This is a genomic window from Dehalococcoidia bacterium (assembly GCA_030018455.1).
Lineage (GTDB): Bacteria > Chloroflexota > Dehalococcoidia > DSTF01 > JALHUB01 > JASEFU01.
Genome location: JASEFU010000006.1, coordinates 1 through 16,772 on the forward strand (window position 1 = coordinate 1; position 16,772 = coordinate 16,772).

Annotated in this window: 11 protein-coding genes; 5 read left to right on the plus strand and 6 right to left on the minus strand. The window is 66.8% G+C overall.

Annotated elements, in window-relative coordinates; genetic code table 11:
• Positions 1-128: 128 nt before the first annotated feature.
• From QME71_08235 to QME71_08245, 3 genes are all read left to right on the plus strand, one after another.
• Complete coding sequence (locus tag QME71_08235; GenBank protein ID MDI6858284.1) at positions 129-1,094, plus strand: nitronate monooxygenase; 966 nt, start codon at positions 129-131, stop codon at positions 1,092-1,094.
• A 32-nt stretch (positions 1,095-1,126) separates the two neighbouring features.
• Entirely contained in the window at positions 1,127-2,017 is an 891-nt protein-coding gene (locus QME71_08240) for an SDR family oxidoreductase (protein MDI6858285.1), read from the plus strand.
• Between the two features lie 103 nt (positions 2,018-2,120).
• Positions 2,121-2,648, plus strand: coding sequence for a ferritin (locus QME71_08245; GenBank protein MDI6858286.1), 528 nt, complete (start codon positions 2,121-2,123; stop codon positions 2,646-2,648).
• Here QME71_08245 and QME71_08250 read toward each other — a convergent pair.
• From QME71_08250 to QME71_08270, 5 genes are all read right to left on the minus strand, one after another.
• Positions 2,645-5,980 (minus strand): UvrD-helicase domain-containing protein, encoded by a 3,336-nt coding sequence (locus tag QME71_08250; protein MDI6858287.1) that lies wholly within the window; start codon positions 5,978-5,980, stop codon positions 2,645-2,647. The genes QME71_08245 and QME71_08250 overlap by 4 nt on opposite strands.
• On the minus strand, positions 5,967-9,092 hold the full coding sequence (locus tag QME71_08255; protein ID MDI6858288.1) for a PD-(D/E)XK nuclease family protein: 3,126 nt from the start codon (positions 9,090-9,092) through the stop codon (positions 5,967-5,969). The genes QME71_08250 and QME71_08255 overlap by 14 nt, the downstream gene beginning before the upstream one ends.
• Before the next feature lie 140 nt (positions 9,093-9,232).
• Positions 9,233-9,994 carry an SDR family oxidoreductase gene (locus tag QME71_08260; GenBank protein MDI6858289.1) on the minus strand — a complete coding sequence of 254 codons (762 nt, stop codon included), beginning with the start codon at positions 9,992-9,994 and terminating at the stop codon, positions 9,233-9,235.
• A gap of 20 nt (positions 9,995-10,014) precedes the next feature.
• Complete coding sequence (locus tag QME71_08265; GenBank protein ID MDI6858290.1) at positions 10,015-11,379, minus strand: dihydrolipoyl dehydrogenase; 1,365 nt, start codon at positions 11,377-11,379, stop codon at positions 10,015-10,017.
• Between the two features lie 26 nt (positions 11,380-11,405).
• Complete coding sequence (locus tag QME71_08270) at positions 11,406-12,434, minus strand: fructose-bisphosphate aldolase class I (protein MDI6858291.1); 1,029 nt, start codon at positions 12,432-12,434, stop codon at positions 11,406-11,408.
• Positions 12,435-12,714: 280 nt separating this feature from the next.
• Between QME71_08270 and QME71_08275 the strand changes: the two genes are divergently transcribed.
• Complete coding sequence (locus tag QME71_08275) at positions 12,715-13,992, plus strand: ABC transporter substrate-binding protein (GenBank protein MDI6858292.1); 1,278 nt, start codon at positions 12,715-12,717, stop codon at positions 13,990-13,992.
• A gap of 6 nt (positions 13,993-13,998) precedes the next feature.
• Here the strand turns inward: QME71_08275 and QME71_08280 are convergent, their stop codons facing one another.
• Complete coding sequence (locus QME71_08280) at positions 13,999-15,918, minus strand: diguanylate cyclase (protein MDI6858293.1); 1,920 nt, start codon at positions 15,916-15,918, stop codon at positions 13,999-14,001.
• Between the two features lie 219 nt (positions 15,919-16,137).
• On the opposite strand from QME71_08280, the gene QME71_08285 reads away from it, so the two are divergent.
• Positions 16,138-16,506 (plus strand): DsrE family protein, encoded by a 369-nt coding sequence (locus QME71_08285; GenBank protein MDI6858294.1) that lies wholly within the window; start codon positions 16,138-16,140, stop codon positions 16,504-16,506.
• The last annotated feature ends 266 nt before the right edge of the window (positions 16,507-16,772 follow it).

Consider the following 16,772-nt stretch of genomic DNA (forward strand, 5'->3'; position numbering starts at 1 on the left):
GCTCAAGAAACAAGCGGAAAGGGGGTGAGTGTACGGAATGTACCGGACGAGTACAACCGCTTTGCCCCAACCGCCGCCGTCGATAGAATAGCCCCGTATCATCCGCCCTTAGCAGGAGAGACGATAAGATGAGACGAACGCGGGTCTGCGACCTCCTCGAGATCGAGTACCCCATCATTCAGGGGGCGATGAACTGGGTCGCGAACGGCGAGCTGGCCGCCGCCGTCTCGGAGGCGGGAGGCCTGGGCATCATAACGCCCGGCGCAGGCTGGGACCGCAAGGGGGAGCGCGCCGACAACCTCAGGCTGCAGATCCGTCGCGCCAAAGAGCGCACGGGCAGGCCCTTCGGCGTGAACCTGACGGTGCTCGACCCCGAGTCGCGTAACTTCGCGGAGATCGTGGCGTCGGAGGGCGTGCCCATCGTGACCACGTCCGCCGGCAACCCGGCCACGCTCACTCCGTTCCTCAAGGAGCGCGGTATCAAGGTCCTGCACGTCGTCGCTTCGTGCCGCCACGCGCGGGGCGCCGAGAGGGCAGGCGTCGACGCCGTTATCGCCGAGGGCTACGAGGCCGGCGGCCACAACGGAATGGACGAAATCCCCACCTTCGTCCTCGTTCCGCAGGTTGTGGACGCGGTCAGCGTGCCGGTGGTGGCCGCGGGCGGCATCGCCGACGGCCGCGGCCTCGTCGCGGCGCTCGCGCTCGGCGCCGAGGGCGTGCAGATGGGCACCCGTTTTATCGCCACCACCGAATGCTGCGCTCACCCCCGCTTCAAGCAAGCGGTGCTGAACGCCGACGACGTCGCGACGGTGATCACCGGACGGAAGATCGGGCCGACCCGCGGCATTCGCAACCCGTTCACCGACAAAATGCTGGAAATGGAAGCGGCGGGCGCCAGCGCCGAGGAGCTGCAACAGTTCATCGGCTGGGGGCGTTCCCCCGCCGGCCAGCTCGACGGCGACACGGAGGAGGGCGAGATGTATTGCGGCGCGGTCGCCGGGCTGGTGAAGACAATTGTCAGCGCCGGTGACGTGGTGCGCGAGGTGGTGCGCGAGGCCGAAGAGCTTCTCGACCGACTCGCCGATATGCGGTAGGGGTGCACGGTTTTGCGGAAGGAAGGGGCCACATGGATATCGAAGGCAAGATCGCTGTTGTGACGGGAGCGGGCAGCGGCATCGGCAAGGCTACGGCTGTCGCGCTGGCGAAGGCGGGGGCCGACCTGGTGCTCGCCGACGTCGACGAGGCCCGGCTCAAAGAGACGGAGGTTGATATACGGGACGCCGGCCGCAAAGCGCTCCCCGTCCGCACCGACGTTTCGAAACTGGACGACGTCCGCAACCTGTACGAGCAGTCGGTCCGCAACATGGGGCGCGTCGACATACTTATGAACAACGCCGGAGTGCACATGAGCGGCCCCGTCGAGCGCGTATCGATCGAGGACTGGGAGTGGATTGTCGGCATCAACTTCTGGGGCGTCGTCTACGGCATCCACGTCTTTCTGCCCCACATGCTCGAGCGCGGCAGCGGCCACATCATCAACACCGCCTCCATCGCCGGTCTCGGCGGCTGGGACGGCTCCATCCCTTACACGGCCACCAAGTTCGCCGTCCTGGGACTCTCCGAGAGTCTGGCGATCTACCTCAAAGGGAAGGGGATCGGCGTCACCGCTGTCTGCCCCGGGCTGGTGGCGACGAACATAAGCGGGGCGTCGCGCTTCATCCCCTCCGGCGACGAGGTACTCGACGGCATCCGGCGCGGCTTCATGGAAGCATTCCAGAAGAAAGAGTTGGGCGAAATCGCGCAGCAGGCGGAAATCCTCGAGCCGGAAGTGGTCGCGGAACAGATAGTGCAGGCGGTAAGGGGGGAGACATTTCTGGTGACGCCGCACGCCAACACACGTGAGATGATGGTGCAGCGGGCCCAGGACCCCGAAGGGACGATCAACCAGATTGCCTTCTTCCGCGCGTTACGGCAGCAGGAGATGAGGGCCCGGGCGGAGGCGCAAGAGAAGCCTTAGTCTCTCTTGGGCCCGCTCCCCGAATGTCAAAGCCGCCCCGTCTGCTGTAAGATGAAAAGAGACGGAACGTGCTCTTTCGTCGCAGGAAGGAAAGGAGGTCCTGATGCTCAGCGAAAGCATGCAGGAGAAGCTGAACGCTCAGCTCAACGCCGAGCTCTACTCCGCCTATCTCTACCTCTCGATGTCGGCCTACTTCGAGGCGTGCAGCATGGGAGGCTTCGCTAACTGGATGCGCGTGCAGGCCCAGGAAGAGCTCTCCCACGCAATGAAGTTCTTCGACTATCTGGCCGAACGCGGGGGCCGCGTGACGCTGACCGCCATCGACGCGCCGCGCACCGAATGGGCTTCCGCTGTCGACGCCTTCGATGAGGTGTACCGGCACGAGCAGAAGGTCACCGCCCTCATCAACAACCTGGTCAACGCCGCCGAACAGGAGTCCGACCACGCCACCAGATCGATGCTGCAGTGGTTTGTGACCGAGCAGGTGGAAGAAGAGGCGTCGGCGGAGCGCATCCTCGACAACCTCAAGATGGTGGGCGACGACGGCACGGGCCTGCTGATGCTTGACCGCGAGCTGGCGCAGCGCGTGTACACGCCTCCCGCCGCGGAAGGCGAAGGCGCCGGCGGCTAGCCCCCGCCGCGGGAGCCGGCGAACGTCCGGACCGCCGCCCGCGCGTCTTCCATCGCGGACGCCAGGTCATCGATAGGCTGCTCGCGCGCGGCCGTCGGCTGGACAAACACGAAGCGACAGGCGACGACCTTCCTCCCCAGCGCCCGCTCGACGGCGAGCGCGTAGGCCGCCCCCTGCAACCGGTACCGCGCCATCGCCCGCGCCATCTCTTCCTCGTCGGGGACGGCGTCCGTCTTGTAGTCGACGACGACGAGCCCGCCGTCCGTCTCGTACAGGAGGTCGATGAAGCCCTCGAGGACGATGCCGTCTACCGGCACGGCCACGTACACCTCGCGACGGTAGCGGCCGCGCACCGCCTCTCTCACCGACGGCGCGTCGAGCGCGGCGCGCACCCTGCGCGCGATCTCATCGGCGCGGTCCGGAATCCCTTCAGCGGCGGCCTGCGCCTGCGCCGCGCCCTCGAGCCCTTCGCCCGTCGCCAGATCGACGCTCTGGAGGACGGCGTGCACGGCGCGGCCAAGCGACGTACCGGCCCTGCCCTTTCGCCACGGCGGTACCTCCTCTGCCGGCGCGTCCTTTTCCAGATTCGGATCGGCGGACGGAGCTGCTTCGGCGGCAAGGCCGGTGGCGGAGACGACAAGCGCCCGCGAGCGCTCGACGAGGAGGCGCCGTCTCTTCTCCAACCACTGCGCCCGCTCCTCCGGCGAGTCTTCAAACCTTCGCGACGCCCTCTCTTCCGCGGGCGGCCCGCTTGCTTTCGCAAACTCCAGCGTCCGCCAGAGGCGCGGCATCTCCCGGCAGCGCTCGTGCAAGCGGGCGGCGTGGCACTCAACGCCTTTCTTGTGGTGCAGGCTCACTATCAGGTGGTCGCGCGCGCGGGTGGCCGCCACGTAAAGCAGGCGCACTTTCTCGAAAGCGTCCATCTCCTCTTCTGCCGCCGCCAGACGCTCGAAGCCCTCCGTTTCGAACCGTGCGTTCTGCGGGCCGATACGCACATGCGGCGTGCCGTCCCTGTCCCATAGCACGATGGCGTTCTGGGGCCGCGGCCGGTCTTCGACGTTCAGACCCACAAGGGCCGCAATGGGAAACTCCAGCCCTTTCGAAGCGTGGATGGTCATGATCCGCACCGCGTCGTCGTCCGCCTCGGGCACGACCGTCTCCACCACCCGCGTCCCTTCCTCGGCTTGCTGCTCCGCCCAGTCGACAAACTGGCGGAGCGTGCTTCCGCCCGCCTCGACGAAAGCGCGCGCCTGGTCGAGGACGAAACGCAGCCGCTGCCACCGCTCGCGCGGGCGCCGGTGCGCGAAGGCGATCTCGAATAGCCGCCGCTCTCGTATCACGGCCTCGACGACCCCGCTGATGCCCATCCAGGTGCGCTTCTCGTGAAAACCCCGCAGCGACGCCATCGCGGCTATGACGGGGTGATCGGGCGCAAGCGTGGAGGGAGGGTCCCGACGGCAGTCCCAGCGTCCGTTCGCCTGGCGGAAACCGAGCAGGTCGACATCGCTGCAGCCGAACGCAGGCGAGCGCAGCGCCGCCACCAGCGCCACCTCGTCCGTCGGGTCGTCTATCGCCCTCAGTATGGTCAGGAGGTCGCGCACCTCCTGCGAGCTGTACACGAGCGAGCGGCTCTCGACGCGGTAGGGGATGGCCGCCTCTTCCAGCGCCTGTTCGAGGGGCGGCAGGCCGGTGCGGGTAGGCATGAGGACAGCGATATCGGCGTAGCGCGCGGGCCGGAGCGAGAGGGCCCCGTCGCCGCCCTTCTCGGCGACGGGCCAGCCTTCCGCCTTTATGCGCCGGATGGCTGCGACCATCTCTTCCGCTTCCTTCGCGCGAATCGCGTCGATGTTCCCCTCCGACGGCCCCCCCAGCAGATGGACGGTCGTCGCGCCGTCGGGTGGTTCCCGGCGGGCGAACAGCTTCTCGTAGGCGGCCTGCCCGTCCCTCGCCTCGGCACCCATGAGTTCGGGGAACACGCCGTTCACCCAGTCGATGACGAAACGCAGGGAGCGGAAGTTTTGCGTGAGACGCACCGTGCTTGCCTCGAAGCGGCGCTGCACCGCCTGGTAGAGGGCGATGTCGGCCCGGCGAAAGCGGTAGATCGACTGCTTGGGGTCGCCGACGAAGAAGAGCCGCCCCTCTTCCACCTTCGCCGCCTGCCACGAGAACGGCCCGTCGCCGGCATCGTCGTCAGAGGCGAGGAGGACGGCGATCTCGATCTGGAGCGGGTCGGTGTCCTGGAACTCATCGATGAGGAGGTGCGAGAAGCGGCGCCGCAGCGAGCGCCGCACTTCGCGGTTGCGGCGCAGGAGGTCGCGCGCTTGCACGAGCAGGTCGTGGAACTCGAGCGTGCCCTGGCGCCGCCGCTCGTCGGCATAATCGAGGACGAAGCGGCGCAGGGCGGCGAGAAGCGGCGCGAGGGCCGCCCGGCGGGCCGCCGTCAGCATCTCGCCCCGCAGCAGCTCTGCTTCGGTCAACATGTCGCGCAGGTCCCCGGGGGTTACACCGCTCCAGTTTGACTTGTTGCCGTACCCGAACCCGATCCTCGTCTTCTCGGCCAGGACCCGCAGCACGTCCAGTTCGTCGGTTGCCCCCTCAAGGCGGTCGCAGTAGCGTTTCAGCGTCTCGAGGTGGCAGTAGAGCCGGTCTTCGGCGTTCACACAGCAGCGGGCATAGCCGCACGCCTCCGACAGGGCGGCGAGCAGCGGCGCGAGGTCCGGCGGCTCCCATTCGCTGCTGTCGGGGGCGGCGTCTTCCAGGCGGTCCCAGTTGCGGTGGAACGCCAGCGCCACCGCCCGCAGTTTCTCGGGCCTCAGCCCGAGCACGTACGCCCGCAGCAGAGTGAGCTCCATCGCCGGATCGTCAAGCAGGCGGTCGATGAACTCCTCCCACTTCTCACCGAAGGCGATGGACGCGCGGGTTTCGTCCTGCATGGCAATTACGGGCGGCAGGCGCGCTTCGAGGGGGTACGACGATAGTATGCGTCCCGCGAAGGCGTGCAGCGTTTCGACGGCGGCGGCATCGACCTCGCCCGCGGCGATGCGGCACCGCTCCCGCTCCTCCGCCGGCAGCGACTCGTCGCGCGCGGCCCGCTCCAGTGCTTCCCTTATGCGGTCGCGCAGCTCCGCCGCCGCCGCCTCCGTAAAGGTGATGGCGGCGATCGAGCGCATCTGCGCGCGCCCGGCGCAAACGAGGCGCACCACGCGCTCCACCAGTTCGTGCGTCTTGCCCGTGCCCGCGCCCGCTTCGACAAACAGCGTGCTGTCGAGGTCGTCGCGGATACGGCCGCGCGCATCCGCGTCCGATAAAGGCAACGAATCAAGGCCGCTCATCGGGCTCCGTCATTTCCAGGTAGCGCCGCAGTTCCGGCGACTGCCGCTTCCTCTCCCAGACCCGCCTCCGATTAACAGGACAGACGCGGTCGTAGGGGCAGATGCGGCAGTTGGCGTGGCCGCCGTCGCCGGCAGGCTTTCCGGGGTTGGCCGCGAAGACGCCGGAATCGATGCCGTCGATTATGACGGCGGCCACCTCCTGGAACCGCTCCAGCGCTTTGTCATCGAGAAGGTAGCCGATGCGCTGGTAGCCCGCCTCCTCTCCCACAAACCAGTAGTAAGCCGCCGCCTCGCCGAATCCCAGGCACTGCCCGGCCGCAAGTGCGTAGATAGGGAGCTGCAGGACTCTGCCTCGGTTCACCGGGTCCTTTTTCAGACCGGAATAGTAGTTCGCGGAGCCGCTCTTGTAGTCGAATACGGCCGCTCTCGCGCCGTCCGGCGTGGAATCGACGCGGTCGATCTTTCCGCGAACCGCCACCTCGCGCCCGCCGGGCATCGGAACTACGAGCGCCGGGTGGGCGGAGGCCGGCATCCCGAAGCCCATCTCCACCTCGCGCGGAACGACGCCCATCTCTCGCCGCATTTCCTCGTCGGCGTCGAGGAAGCCCGCCAGGTCGCGCAGGATGCGCTCCCGCTCCATGCGCCACAGGAGGGGCTTGCCGGTGATCCCCTGCTCTTCCGCCTCGTCGCACAGCCGCCGCCCGATTTCGAGAAGCAGCGCCCTTTCGTCGTCGCTCCACGGCTCGTCCGGAACCTTACGCGGCGCGGCGCTGCGAACAAACTGCTCCAGGGCGGCGTGGATGAGGCTGCCGCGGTCGCGAGCGCTGAGGGTGAGCACGTCTTCCGGCTTCTCGGTCTCGGCCACGCGGAGGACGTTGCCGAGGAAGTAGCGGAAGGGGCAGGCGGCCCACGTCTCGAGCGCCGTCGCCGAAGCGGGACGCTCGCGCGAGGGCCCGGGCGCCTCGATGCCCTCGATGAGGCCGTCCCACACCGTCAGCCGCGCCGTGCGGCGGGCGATTTCGGCGGCGAGACCGGAGCGCAGCGCTGCTTCCCCCAGAGCGAGATAGTGTCCCAGCACAGCCCTCCCCGATTCCGACCAGCGCAGGAGACTGCGCATGTCGTATTCTTGCGGGGACGCCGGCTCCGCGCCGTCGCGAAGGGCGCCGTGAAAGGAAGGGATGACCGTGATCCAGTCGCGCGACGGCGGGGGGTCCATATCGCTGGCGAAGAGCGTTTTGCCCTCCAGCTTCGACGCCTCGTCGAGCAGCCATTCCGACGGCAGCTTGCCCCGCTGTCCGCGCAAATCGGCGCGAGAGTAGACGAAGTAGCGCTCCGAGGCGGAGGCGAGGGCGGCGAGATAGGCGAAGCGCTCCTCCACCCGGCGCCGCGAGCGGAGAGGCACCTCCTCGCCGGCAGCGGCGCGCTCGTCGTCGGGGAGGAGCGGGTCGTCGCGGTCGCGGGGCGGCATCAGCCCCTCCGTCATGCCCAGCACGAAGACGACGTCGAAATCGACCCCGACGGCATCGCTGATGCGGCCGAGGAAAATGCCGTTTCCGAACTTGCCCTCGCGACCTGCCGTGGCCTCCAGCTCGCGGTCTACGGCCCGCAGGAATACCGACTCGTCGACCGTTGCTCGGATGGTGCGCAGGCCAACGAGCGATTCGAGCACGTTGAGGATGCGCCGGTACGACTCGATCTCGCGCTCCGGCCATTCGCCGAGGCGTCCTTCTCCGCCGAGGTAGCGATCCAGCAGGCGGCGCGCCCAGGCGGCGAAATCGGGCCAGCCCTGCGCTGCAGGCGCCTCGAGGAGACGGCCGAGCTCGCGCAGGAACGAGCGCAGCCGCTCCACGTGCTCGAGGTCGAGACGCAGCCCCTCGATGCGGCCCTCGCTCGCCTCTTCGAGGAGTTCGAGATCGGCGAGCTCCTTCTCCAGCGACCGCTTGTGCGCCTGCAGCCGCGACTCCCACTGCGATAGGCCCCGGACGACGCCCGCCGCCCGCGACAGGGCGTCCCAGCGCTGCGCCGGCGCCGCCTGTCCGCCTTCCTCCTCGAGGATGGGCGCGCTGCTCAGCCAGTCCATCACCACGTCGCGGCGGAACCCGCTTTCGCGCACGCGGAACAGTCCAAGCAGGGCGCGGCCGGCGACGGTCTGGGCAAGCGTCTGCGTGCCGGGGCCGTTGAACTCGACCCCGGCGGCCCTGAACTGCTCCTGCGCAACCAGCGCGTAGGGCTGGGCGGCCCGGTAGAGGACGGCCATGCGGTGCAGGGGCGCGCCTTCCTCCAGCCTGCGCATCGCCAGGCGCAGCACGGAGCGCACCTCTTCTTCCGCGTCGGCGGCGACAAGCACGTGCGCGCGGGCCGATTGGGGCGAAGCGGGCTCGACGGCGGCCGCCCCCAGGAAGGGCTCCAGGCGCGAGGCGATGGCGCGGGACAGGCCATCGGCCTCTTCTTCGCCGGTGAGACCGATGATGACCGTGAGAAGTCCGGCGTCGGCGAGGGCGCGAAGCATCTCCTGCTCGGCGGGCGAGAGGCGACGCGGAAGAAACACGATGACGTGGCCGATGTCGCGCAGGGCGGCGGAGCCGTCGCGGACGGCGGCGGCGGCGGAAAGGGCAAGGTCTTCTTCGTCGTAGTAGCCTTCGGTGCGGCGCCGGTATTCGCGGAACAGCCGCACGACGTGGGCCGCCCTCTCGCTCTGCCGTTCGAGGGCGGCAAGCGCTTCTTCCGGCGAGCGGCGCAGCTCGGCAAAGGTCAATTCGAGGCTGCGCTCGGTACCGGCGTGCTCGCGCACCTCCGCGAAAATGCCGGGGGCGGCGGCCAGTGTAGCGCGCACCACTTCTGCGCGGACGGCGCCGGAGAGCGGGAGCCTGCCGGCGGCGGCGAGCGCGGGCGAGCCGAGCAGTTCGGCGACGCGGGGGAGCACATCGAAACGCACGCCGATCACGCCCCCCTCCAAAGCTCCCAGGGTGCGGCTTAGCGAAAGCTTGGCATAGTTCGAGGGAACGGCAACAGTGACCGGCCGGAGGAGGTCGCCCTGCTTGGCGGCGGCTATCGCCTCCTGAAGCCGGTCGAGCGCCGGCTGCCCGAAGGGAACGAGGTGCAGCGAGGCCATCCGCTGTCCGACGTATGGGGTTTCGCGCCGGGACGCCTGAAGTCCCCACGTTCCGGCAGGGGCATTGTAGCAGATCGGGCTACGCAGGCGAGACGGGCCCGGAGAAATGAATGCGCGTCAGGGCGGATCTACACGCCTGCCTACTGCGCGACGAGGCCGCCGTCGATGACCATCGCGTGCCCGAGGACGAAGGACGCGGCGTCGGAGCAGAGCCAGATCACTGCCTCGGCGACCTCCTCCGGCACGCCCAGCCGGCCGATGGGCTCGGCTTCCATCAGTTGCGCCTCCCCCTGGGGCGAGCCGCCGGCGAAACGTTCGACCATCGGCGTGCGGATGACGCCGGGACAGACGACGTTGATGCGTATGCCCGTCGTGGCGTACTCGAGCGCCGCCGTCTTCGTCAGCCCAATCACGCCGTGCTTGCTTGCCACGTAAGCAGGGATGTTGCGGTAACCGATAAGGCCCGCTACGGAAGACATGTTAACGATGGCGCCCTTGCCCTGCTTCAGCATTTGAGGGATCTCGTTCTTCATGCAGAGCCACGCGCCCTTCAAGTTCACGCTGAGCACGCGGTCCCAGTTTGCTTCCGAGGAGTCGGCGGTGGCCGCCTGCTCCCCCTCGATGCCGGCGTTGTTGAACGCGAAGTCGAGCCGGCCATACTTGCGCACGGTCTCGCTGATCAGGTTCTCTACCTGGTCGGGCTGCGACACGTCGGCGCGGACGAAGTAGGCGTCGCCGCCAGCGTCCGTTATCATGTGGACGGTGTCTTCGCCGCCGCTCGCGTCGACGTCGGAGACTACTACCTTCGCCCCTTCGCGAGCGAAAGCGATCGCCGCCGCCCTGCCGATCCCCGAGCTGGCGCCGGTGACAAGGGCGACCTTGCCCTCGAACATTCCCGCCATTCCGTCACCTCCTGTCTTCGCTAGAAGCGGACCGAGAGAAACGCCCTCTGCACCACCTCAGGCAGCGCAGGGTGCACGTAGATCGACTGCGTGATCGCGGTCGTAGGGAGGCGGGCGCGCATGGCGATCGCCGCCTCCTGTATCAGGACGGACGCCTCTGTGCCGATGATGTGACACCCCAGAATGTCGCGCGTATCCCGGGCCGCGACCACTTTCACGAACCCCTCGTGGTCTTCGATCGACGACCCGTAAGCGGTGTCGTGGTAGTCATAGACGCCGACCGCGTAGTCGAGCCGCTGGCGCTGCGCCTGCCTCTCCGTGAGGCCCACGCCGGCGACCTGCGGCGAAGCGAAGACGGCGTGCGGCATGCCGCGGTAGCTGATGCGCGCGCGCTTTTCGGGGTTGAAAATGTTGTGGGCCACGTGCACCGCTTCCAGGTTAGCGTTGTGCTTCAGCATGTACCGGCCGACGATATCGCCGAGCGCCCAGATGCCGGGGATGTTCGTCTCCAGGTACTCATTGGTCTTGACGAAGCCCTTGTCATCGACCTCGACGCCCGTCTTCTCCACGTCGAGGAGGTCGCTGTTGGGCGCGCGGCCGACCGCAACCATGAGCACGTCCGTTGAAAGCGTGCGCTCGCTCCCATCGGAGCTTACACGCAGCAGCAGCTCGTGGCCGTCTCGACGCACCTGCGTGACGGTACTTCCGACGTGGAGATCGAATCGCCGTTCGTAGACCTCCGTGAAGCGCTCGCTTATGTCGTCGTCCTCGCCGGGGAGCAGCAGCGGCTCCTGCTCGATAATCGACACCCTGGTGCCCAGGGCGCCGAAGAAATGGGCAAACTCCGCTGATATGTAGCCGCCGCCCAGCATCGCCATGCGGCGGGGCTTCTCGTCCAGGCGCATCACGTCGTCCGAAGTGACGAACGGGACGTCCTCCAGCCCGTCGATCGGCGGTATGCGGGGACGGCTTCCGGCGGCAATAACGATAGTCTCCGCGGTGATCTGCTCGCCGCCCACATCAAGCACCTTCCGATCAACGAAGCGCCCGTGGCCCTTGAAGACGGAGATGCGCGGATGCCTCCTGTTCGCCTCTTCGATGGAACGCGCTTCCGCGTCGACGGACTCGAAGACGCGTCGCCTGATACGACGCCAGTCGGCCTCGGGCGGCGCGGTCTTCACCCCGAAGAGCGGGGCGCGGCGTATGGTCTCCATGACGTCGGCGGTGTAGATGAGCATCTTCGAGGGAATGCAGCCGCGGTTGAGGCAGGTGCCGCCGAAGGGGCCGTTCTCAACGACAGCGACGGAAAGACCCCTGCGGGCCGCCTGCGCCGACACCTCGAGGCCGGACCCCGAGCCGATCACTATCAAGTCAAACGACTGCACTTGTTCCTCGCGCCCGCTGCTTGGCTTTAGGCAGCGGAGGTCTCCCTCTCCATCTCAGGAGAATAGCGCCCGTGGCGGGCCGCGCTGTTGCACCGCGCGCGGTGATAGAAGAGGCGCTGCGCCTCCGGAACGCCAGCCGGATTGCCCGCCCATGCGCGCATCGGCGGCTCCTGGAGCGCCCTCGCAAACGAGAACGAGACCTCCCAGGGATGCGGCCCCATGCGGTTCATCGCGTTCAGGTTGGCGGTCGCCTGCTCCGGGCTCTGTCCGCCCGAGAGGAAGACGATGCCCGGGACGGCGGCGGGGACGCTCTGCCGCAAGGCGCGCAAGGTGGCTACGGCGACCTCGGCCGGCGTCAGCTTCTGTCCCGACTTCCGGCCGGGCAGGACCATGTTCGGCTTGAGGAGCAGGCCGTCCAGCGATACCCTGTGCTCCTGCAGCTCGAAGAAGAGGAGTCGCAGCGTGGCGATTGTCACTTCTTCGCAGCGCTCGATGCCGTGATCGCCCTCCATCAGCACCTCCGGCTCGACGATGGGCGTCAGGCCTGCTTCCTGCGAAAGGGCCGCGCAGTGGGCAAGAACACGGGCGTTCGCCTGGAGGGCGTAGCGGGTGGGAATCCCCTCGCCGATGCCGATGACGGCACGCCACTTGGTGAAGCGGGCACCCAGGTCGCGGTACTCGCTGAGGCGTCCGCGCAACCCGTCCAGCCCCTCAGTTATGCGCTCGCCCGGGTAGTTGGCCAATGGCACGGCGCCTTTGTCCACCTTTATCCCCGGCAGGATGCCTTTCTGGAGCAGAAGCGCCGGAAAGGGCGGCCCCTGATGCGAGGTCTGCCGTATCGTCTCGTCGAACAGGATGACGCCGCTCAGGAACTCCTCGACGCCCTTCGTGCTGAACAGGAGGTCGCGGTAGTCGCGACGCGATTCGGGGGTCGAGGGGACGTTGATGGCGGCGAAACGCTTTTCGATGGTGCCGAAGCTCTCGTCGGCGGCGAGTATCCCTTTGCCCGGCGCGACCAGTTCGCGCGCTACCGCTCGTATCTGTTCATGCGTCATGTCCGCTCACCCGGTTTTCACGCTGCCTGCGGCAGGAGATCGCTAACGTCCTCCCGCATCATGTCCGCGCGCGTCTCGCCTCCCTTCGACACGCACAGTATTGTCGGAGCGGTGTTCGCTGCCGCCTCTTACGCATTTCAGGATATGCGGTCGAAGTGAAGAAGTGGTGAAGATTGGGACGGACGGCGTGCAGCAAGGGTGAAAGTCGCGGCATTGACGGGTTGATCTTTGCCCTGTAACATCCTCTGCATCCGACGCTGCGCGCGAGGGAGGCACGGAAATGAAACTCCAGCGTCCGATTTCGCTCATCACGCTGGTTCTTGTCGCCGCCGCCCTGTCGACGGCGTGCGGCGAAGAAGAGGCGACGCCACAGCCAACCGGCCAGCCCACAAAAGCGACGCCAGAAGCGACCGGGGAGCCTGCGGAAGCGCAGACGCCGGTGCCGGGCGTAAGCGACGACCGTATACTGCTCGGCACGCACCTGCCCCTTAGCGGAAGCGCGGCCGCCGCATACGCGCCCGTGGGCGACGGCATGCGCGCATACTTCGATTACATCAACGATACGGAGGGCGGTGTCCACGGACGCAAGATCGAGCTCCTCATCGGCGACGACCACTACAATCCGCCGGACACGATGGAGGTAGTCCGCAAGCTGGTGGAGCAGGACAAGGTGTTCGCAATCGTCGCCGGACTGGGCGATGAGACGCACAACGCCGTCTGGAAGTACCTCGAGGAGCGCGGCGTGCCGGACATGTTCATCGCGTCAGGGCTGCGGAAGTGGACGGAGCCGGTGGTAAAGACTCGCTTCCTCGGCATACCCGACTACCAGATTGAAGGACAGATGCTGGGAGAATACGTGGCGAAGCATCACGACGGCAAGAAGTTGGGCGTGCTTCTGGAGAACAACGAGTACGGTGACGATGGGATGAAGGGCCTCCTCGCGGGGCTGGAAGGCAGCGCGGTGGAGATCGTTACCGAGGAGAGGTGCGAAGCGACCGTCGCCGACGTCAGCGCCCAGACGCAGCGGCTGAAGAACTCGGGCGCCGAAGTCATCGTCTCGCTGGCGGGGCCATTGATGTCGGCGAGCCTGGTGCAGACGGCGCGGCAGCTTCTGTCGTGGGACGTACCCATCCTCGTAAGCGGGGTCGATTGCAGCGACATCTTCATCGTGCTGGCAGGGGCGGAGAACGCGGAGGGGGTGGTCAGCGTTGTGTTCGGTCACCAGATCTACGAGACAGACCACCCGGGCATTAAGCAACATATTGAAATCATGGAGAAGTACGGCCACGGCGTCCCCTCGAGCAACTTCAGCCTTTTCGGAGCGACCATAGCCGAACTGACCGTCGAGGCGCTCAAGCGGGCGGGGCCCAACCTCACAAGGGAAAGTTTCGTCGAAGCCGCCGAAGGAATCCGCGATTTCACCTGTTCCGTATGCCTGACGCCCGTGAACATGAGCCCTACGGACCACAGGCCGATAGAGATAGAAGTGTACAACCGCGTCGAAAACGGGAAGTGGGTGGCGTTCGGGGAGCCGGTGGACTTTGAGACGACGCGCTAGCTGCTGCTAGGCGACGGCTTGCCGTTGCCCTTCGAGCAGGGCGATGAACGGCTCCACGAGGGCGGGGTCGAACTGGGTGCCGGCGTTGTCCCTGAGCTCCGCGATGGCTTCTTCATGCGTCAGGGCCGCCCGATACGGCCGGTCGAGGATCATCGCCGAATAGGCGTCGACGAGGGCCATTATGCGGCCCGAAAGCGGTATCTCCTCTCCTTTCAGGCCGCGCGGGTAGCCGGCGCCGTCCCAGCGTTCGTGGTGGCTGTAGACGGCATCGGACACGTCCTGAAGGTTGGGCACGCCGTGGACGATAAGGTTCCCGAGGACGACGTGCTCGCGCATGATGGTCCGCTCCTCGTCGGTCAGGGGGCCGGGCTTTCTCAGCACGTCATCGGGGATGCCGATCTTGCCCACGTCATGGAGGAGGCCGGCGATGCGCAGGGCGTTGACCGCTCCCTCCGATAGCCCGACGGACTTGCCGAGCGCCACCGCGAATTCTGCGTTCTGCTGCGAGTGACGCCGCGTGTAGCGGTCTTTCCTGTCGACGGCGCGGACGAGGGCGTCGAGCACGCCGAAGGGTGTTCTCCGTTTCGATAGCGAGTCGTCTGTCGGGTGGTGGGCGACGACGAGGTTCCCATCCGTGATCTGCTTGGCCTCCATGAGCGAGGCGTCGGCGTAGGCGATGAGCTCTTCTCTGTGCGTGCTGTCATCGGGGCACACCGCCAGGCCGATACTGATCGCCAGAGGAATGCTCTTCCCGCGTCGCGGCTTGAACCGCTCGCGCGAGACCGAAGCGATAAGGCCATCGGCCGTGGCGATGGCGGCGTCGCGGGCGGCGCCGGGCAAGATTGCCAAGAACTCGTCGCCTCCGTAACGTCCGATGACACCGTGGTCGCCGAACTGCTGCTGCAACACCTGCGCGACGCGCTTAAGCACGCGGTCTCCCTCCTGATGCCCGTAGGTGTCGTTGAACAGCTTGAAACCGTCGATATCCATCATCATAACCGCGAGGGGATGTCCTTCACGAAGACTCCTGTCGACTTCGCGGCGGAGCTTTTCTTGCAGCGAGCGATGATTGTACAGACCGGTCAGGCTATCTGTCTCCGCCAGGTGTTTGAGTTTCTCTTCCGTCTGCCGTCGCGCCTCGACCATCTGGTTAAAGGCGCCCGCCAGCGCCCTCACCTCTTCCGGCCCGATCACGTCAGCCTTAACGGTGAGGTCGCCGCCGGCGACGGCCTTGGCTTTGGCCTCCATGGCGGCGAGTGGGCGGACGACTGAGAACGAGAGCGAGCCCACAGTGCCCGCGGCGACCACGAAGGCCAGCGCGCTCACGCCGACGAGAAGGCCGAAGCTATCGTCGGCCGTCCGGTTGGCCGCCACGTACTCGGCGGCGAACTCTTCCTGTTGCGCCCGGCCGAGCTCCTGAAGCCCGCTTATCATGCTTTCAAACGCCGGCCAGATTTCGGGAACGAAATCGACGGCCATCGCGATCCTGGCCTCCTGGGCCGCGCTCACATTGGGGATAATTAGCGCCATGACGTCTTCTTCCAGCCCTGTGAGCTGCTGGTCGACCCGGTCGAGCGCGGCCAGATCATCGGTCTCACCCAGCTCCTCGAGGCCGGCGCGGGCTTTCTCGATGTCGTCGGCGACGGCTTTCTGCACAGTCGCAAACGGTCCCTGAAGACCTGCGGGGTCGTCGGCGAAGACCGCCGCCGTCACATAGGTCGAAGCGAGCAAGATGTTGGCGCGGGCGTCATCGAGGGCAGCGACCACGCCCGCCCGTTTCTGAAGGGCGTCGAGGGTGGCGCGCTCGTTCCGGAGCTGCCAGGCGCCGACAGTGGCAATGCCGCCGATGATGACGAGCAAAACAACGCTCGCCAGCAGCGCCCGCCAGCGAGCGGATCCCGGCGCCAGGCCCCAAAGACGTCGCATGAGCGGCCCTTCCGCCACCTTGAGATGGCAAAGACAACACAACTTCGCTACATCTATGTTCGGAAGCCACGCTCTCGCCAACAGGCCCACCATCGACGAATGATGATCTCCGGCTCCCGATTGACGCGGGGCCGGCGTCGCGACTGTGGAACGCCACCGTCCTTTCACTTATGCTGGTGCGCGACCAACCAGTCTTTCCCCAAAGCAGGAGACGAGGAGATGGCGACGATAACAGTCATGACGGGAGACGCCCCTTACGGCAGGCAGCGGATCTATACGGCGTTGCGTTTCTTACTCGTGGCCCTGCACGAAGGCCACGGGGCCAACCTGTTCTTGCTCGAAGACGCCGTGTTCGCGGCGAAAAAGGGACAGCGGCCCCCGGAGATGCCGGTGGGCGACGCGGGAATGCCCAACTGCGAAGAGCTGCTGCGGGCCGCCATGCTGGAAGGGTTGAAGGTGAAGGCGTGCCGCGTCTGCTGTTCAGAGCGAGCGCTTCGGCCGGAGGAGATGGTCGAGGGCGTGGAGATTGGCTCCATGCTCGACCTGCTGAACTGGGTCACGGATAGCGAAAAGAGCGTTTTCTTCTAAATTCGACGGCATTGGCCTATCTTTGTCGCCTTTGCCGTCGTATACTAACGCCCGATGTGAGGCCCGCGGCCTCGCGGCTCGTCCGGAGATGTGCGGACGGCTTGCGGCGGTGGTGGCAGCCGCGACAGGCAACGTGAGGCTCGTGTCAGCAGCGGCACTGTACAGAGCGAGCCGTCAAGAAGGGCGGCATCGGATCTCGAGTGCCCGTTGAGGGCGCCCCCGGTCGAGGGGAGCGAGGTCGAGAGCGAAAGGAGGCGGCTTGACTT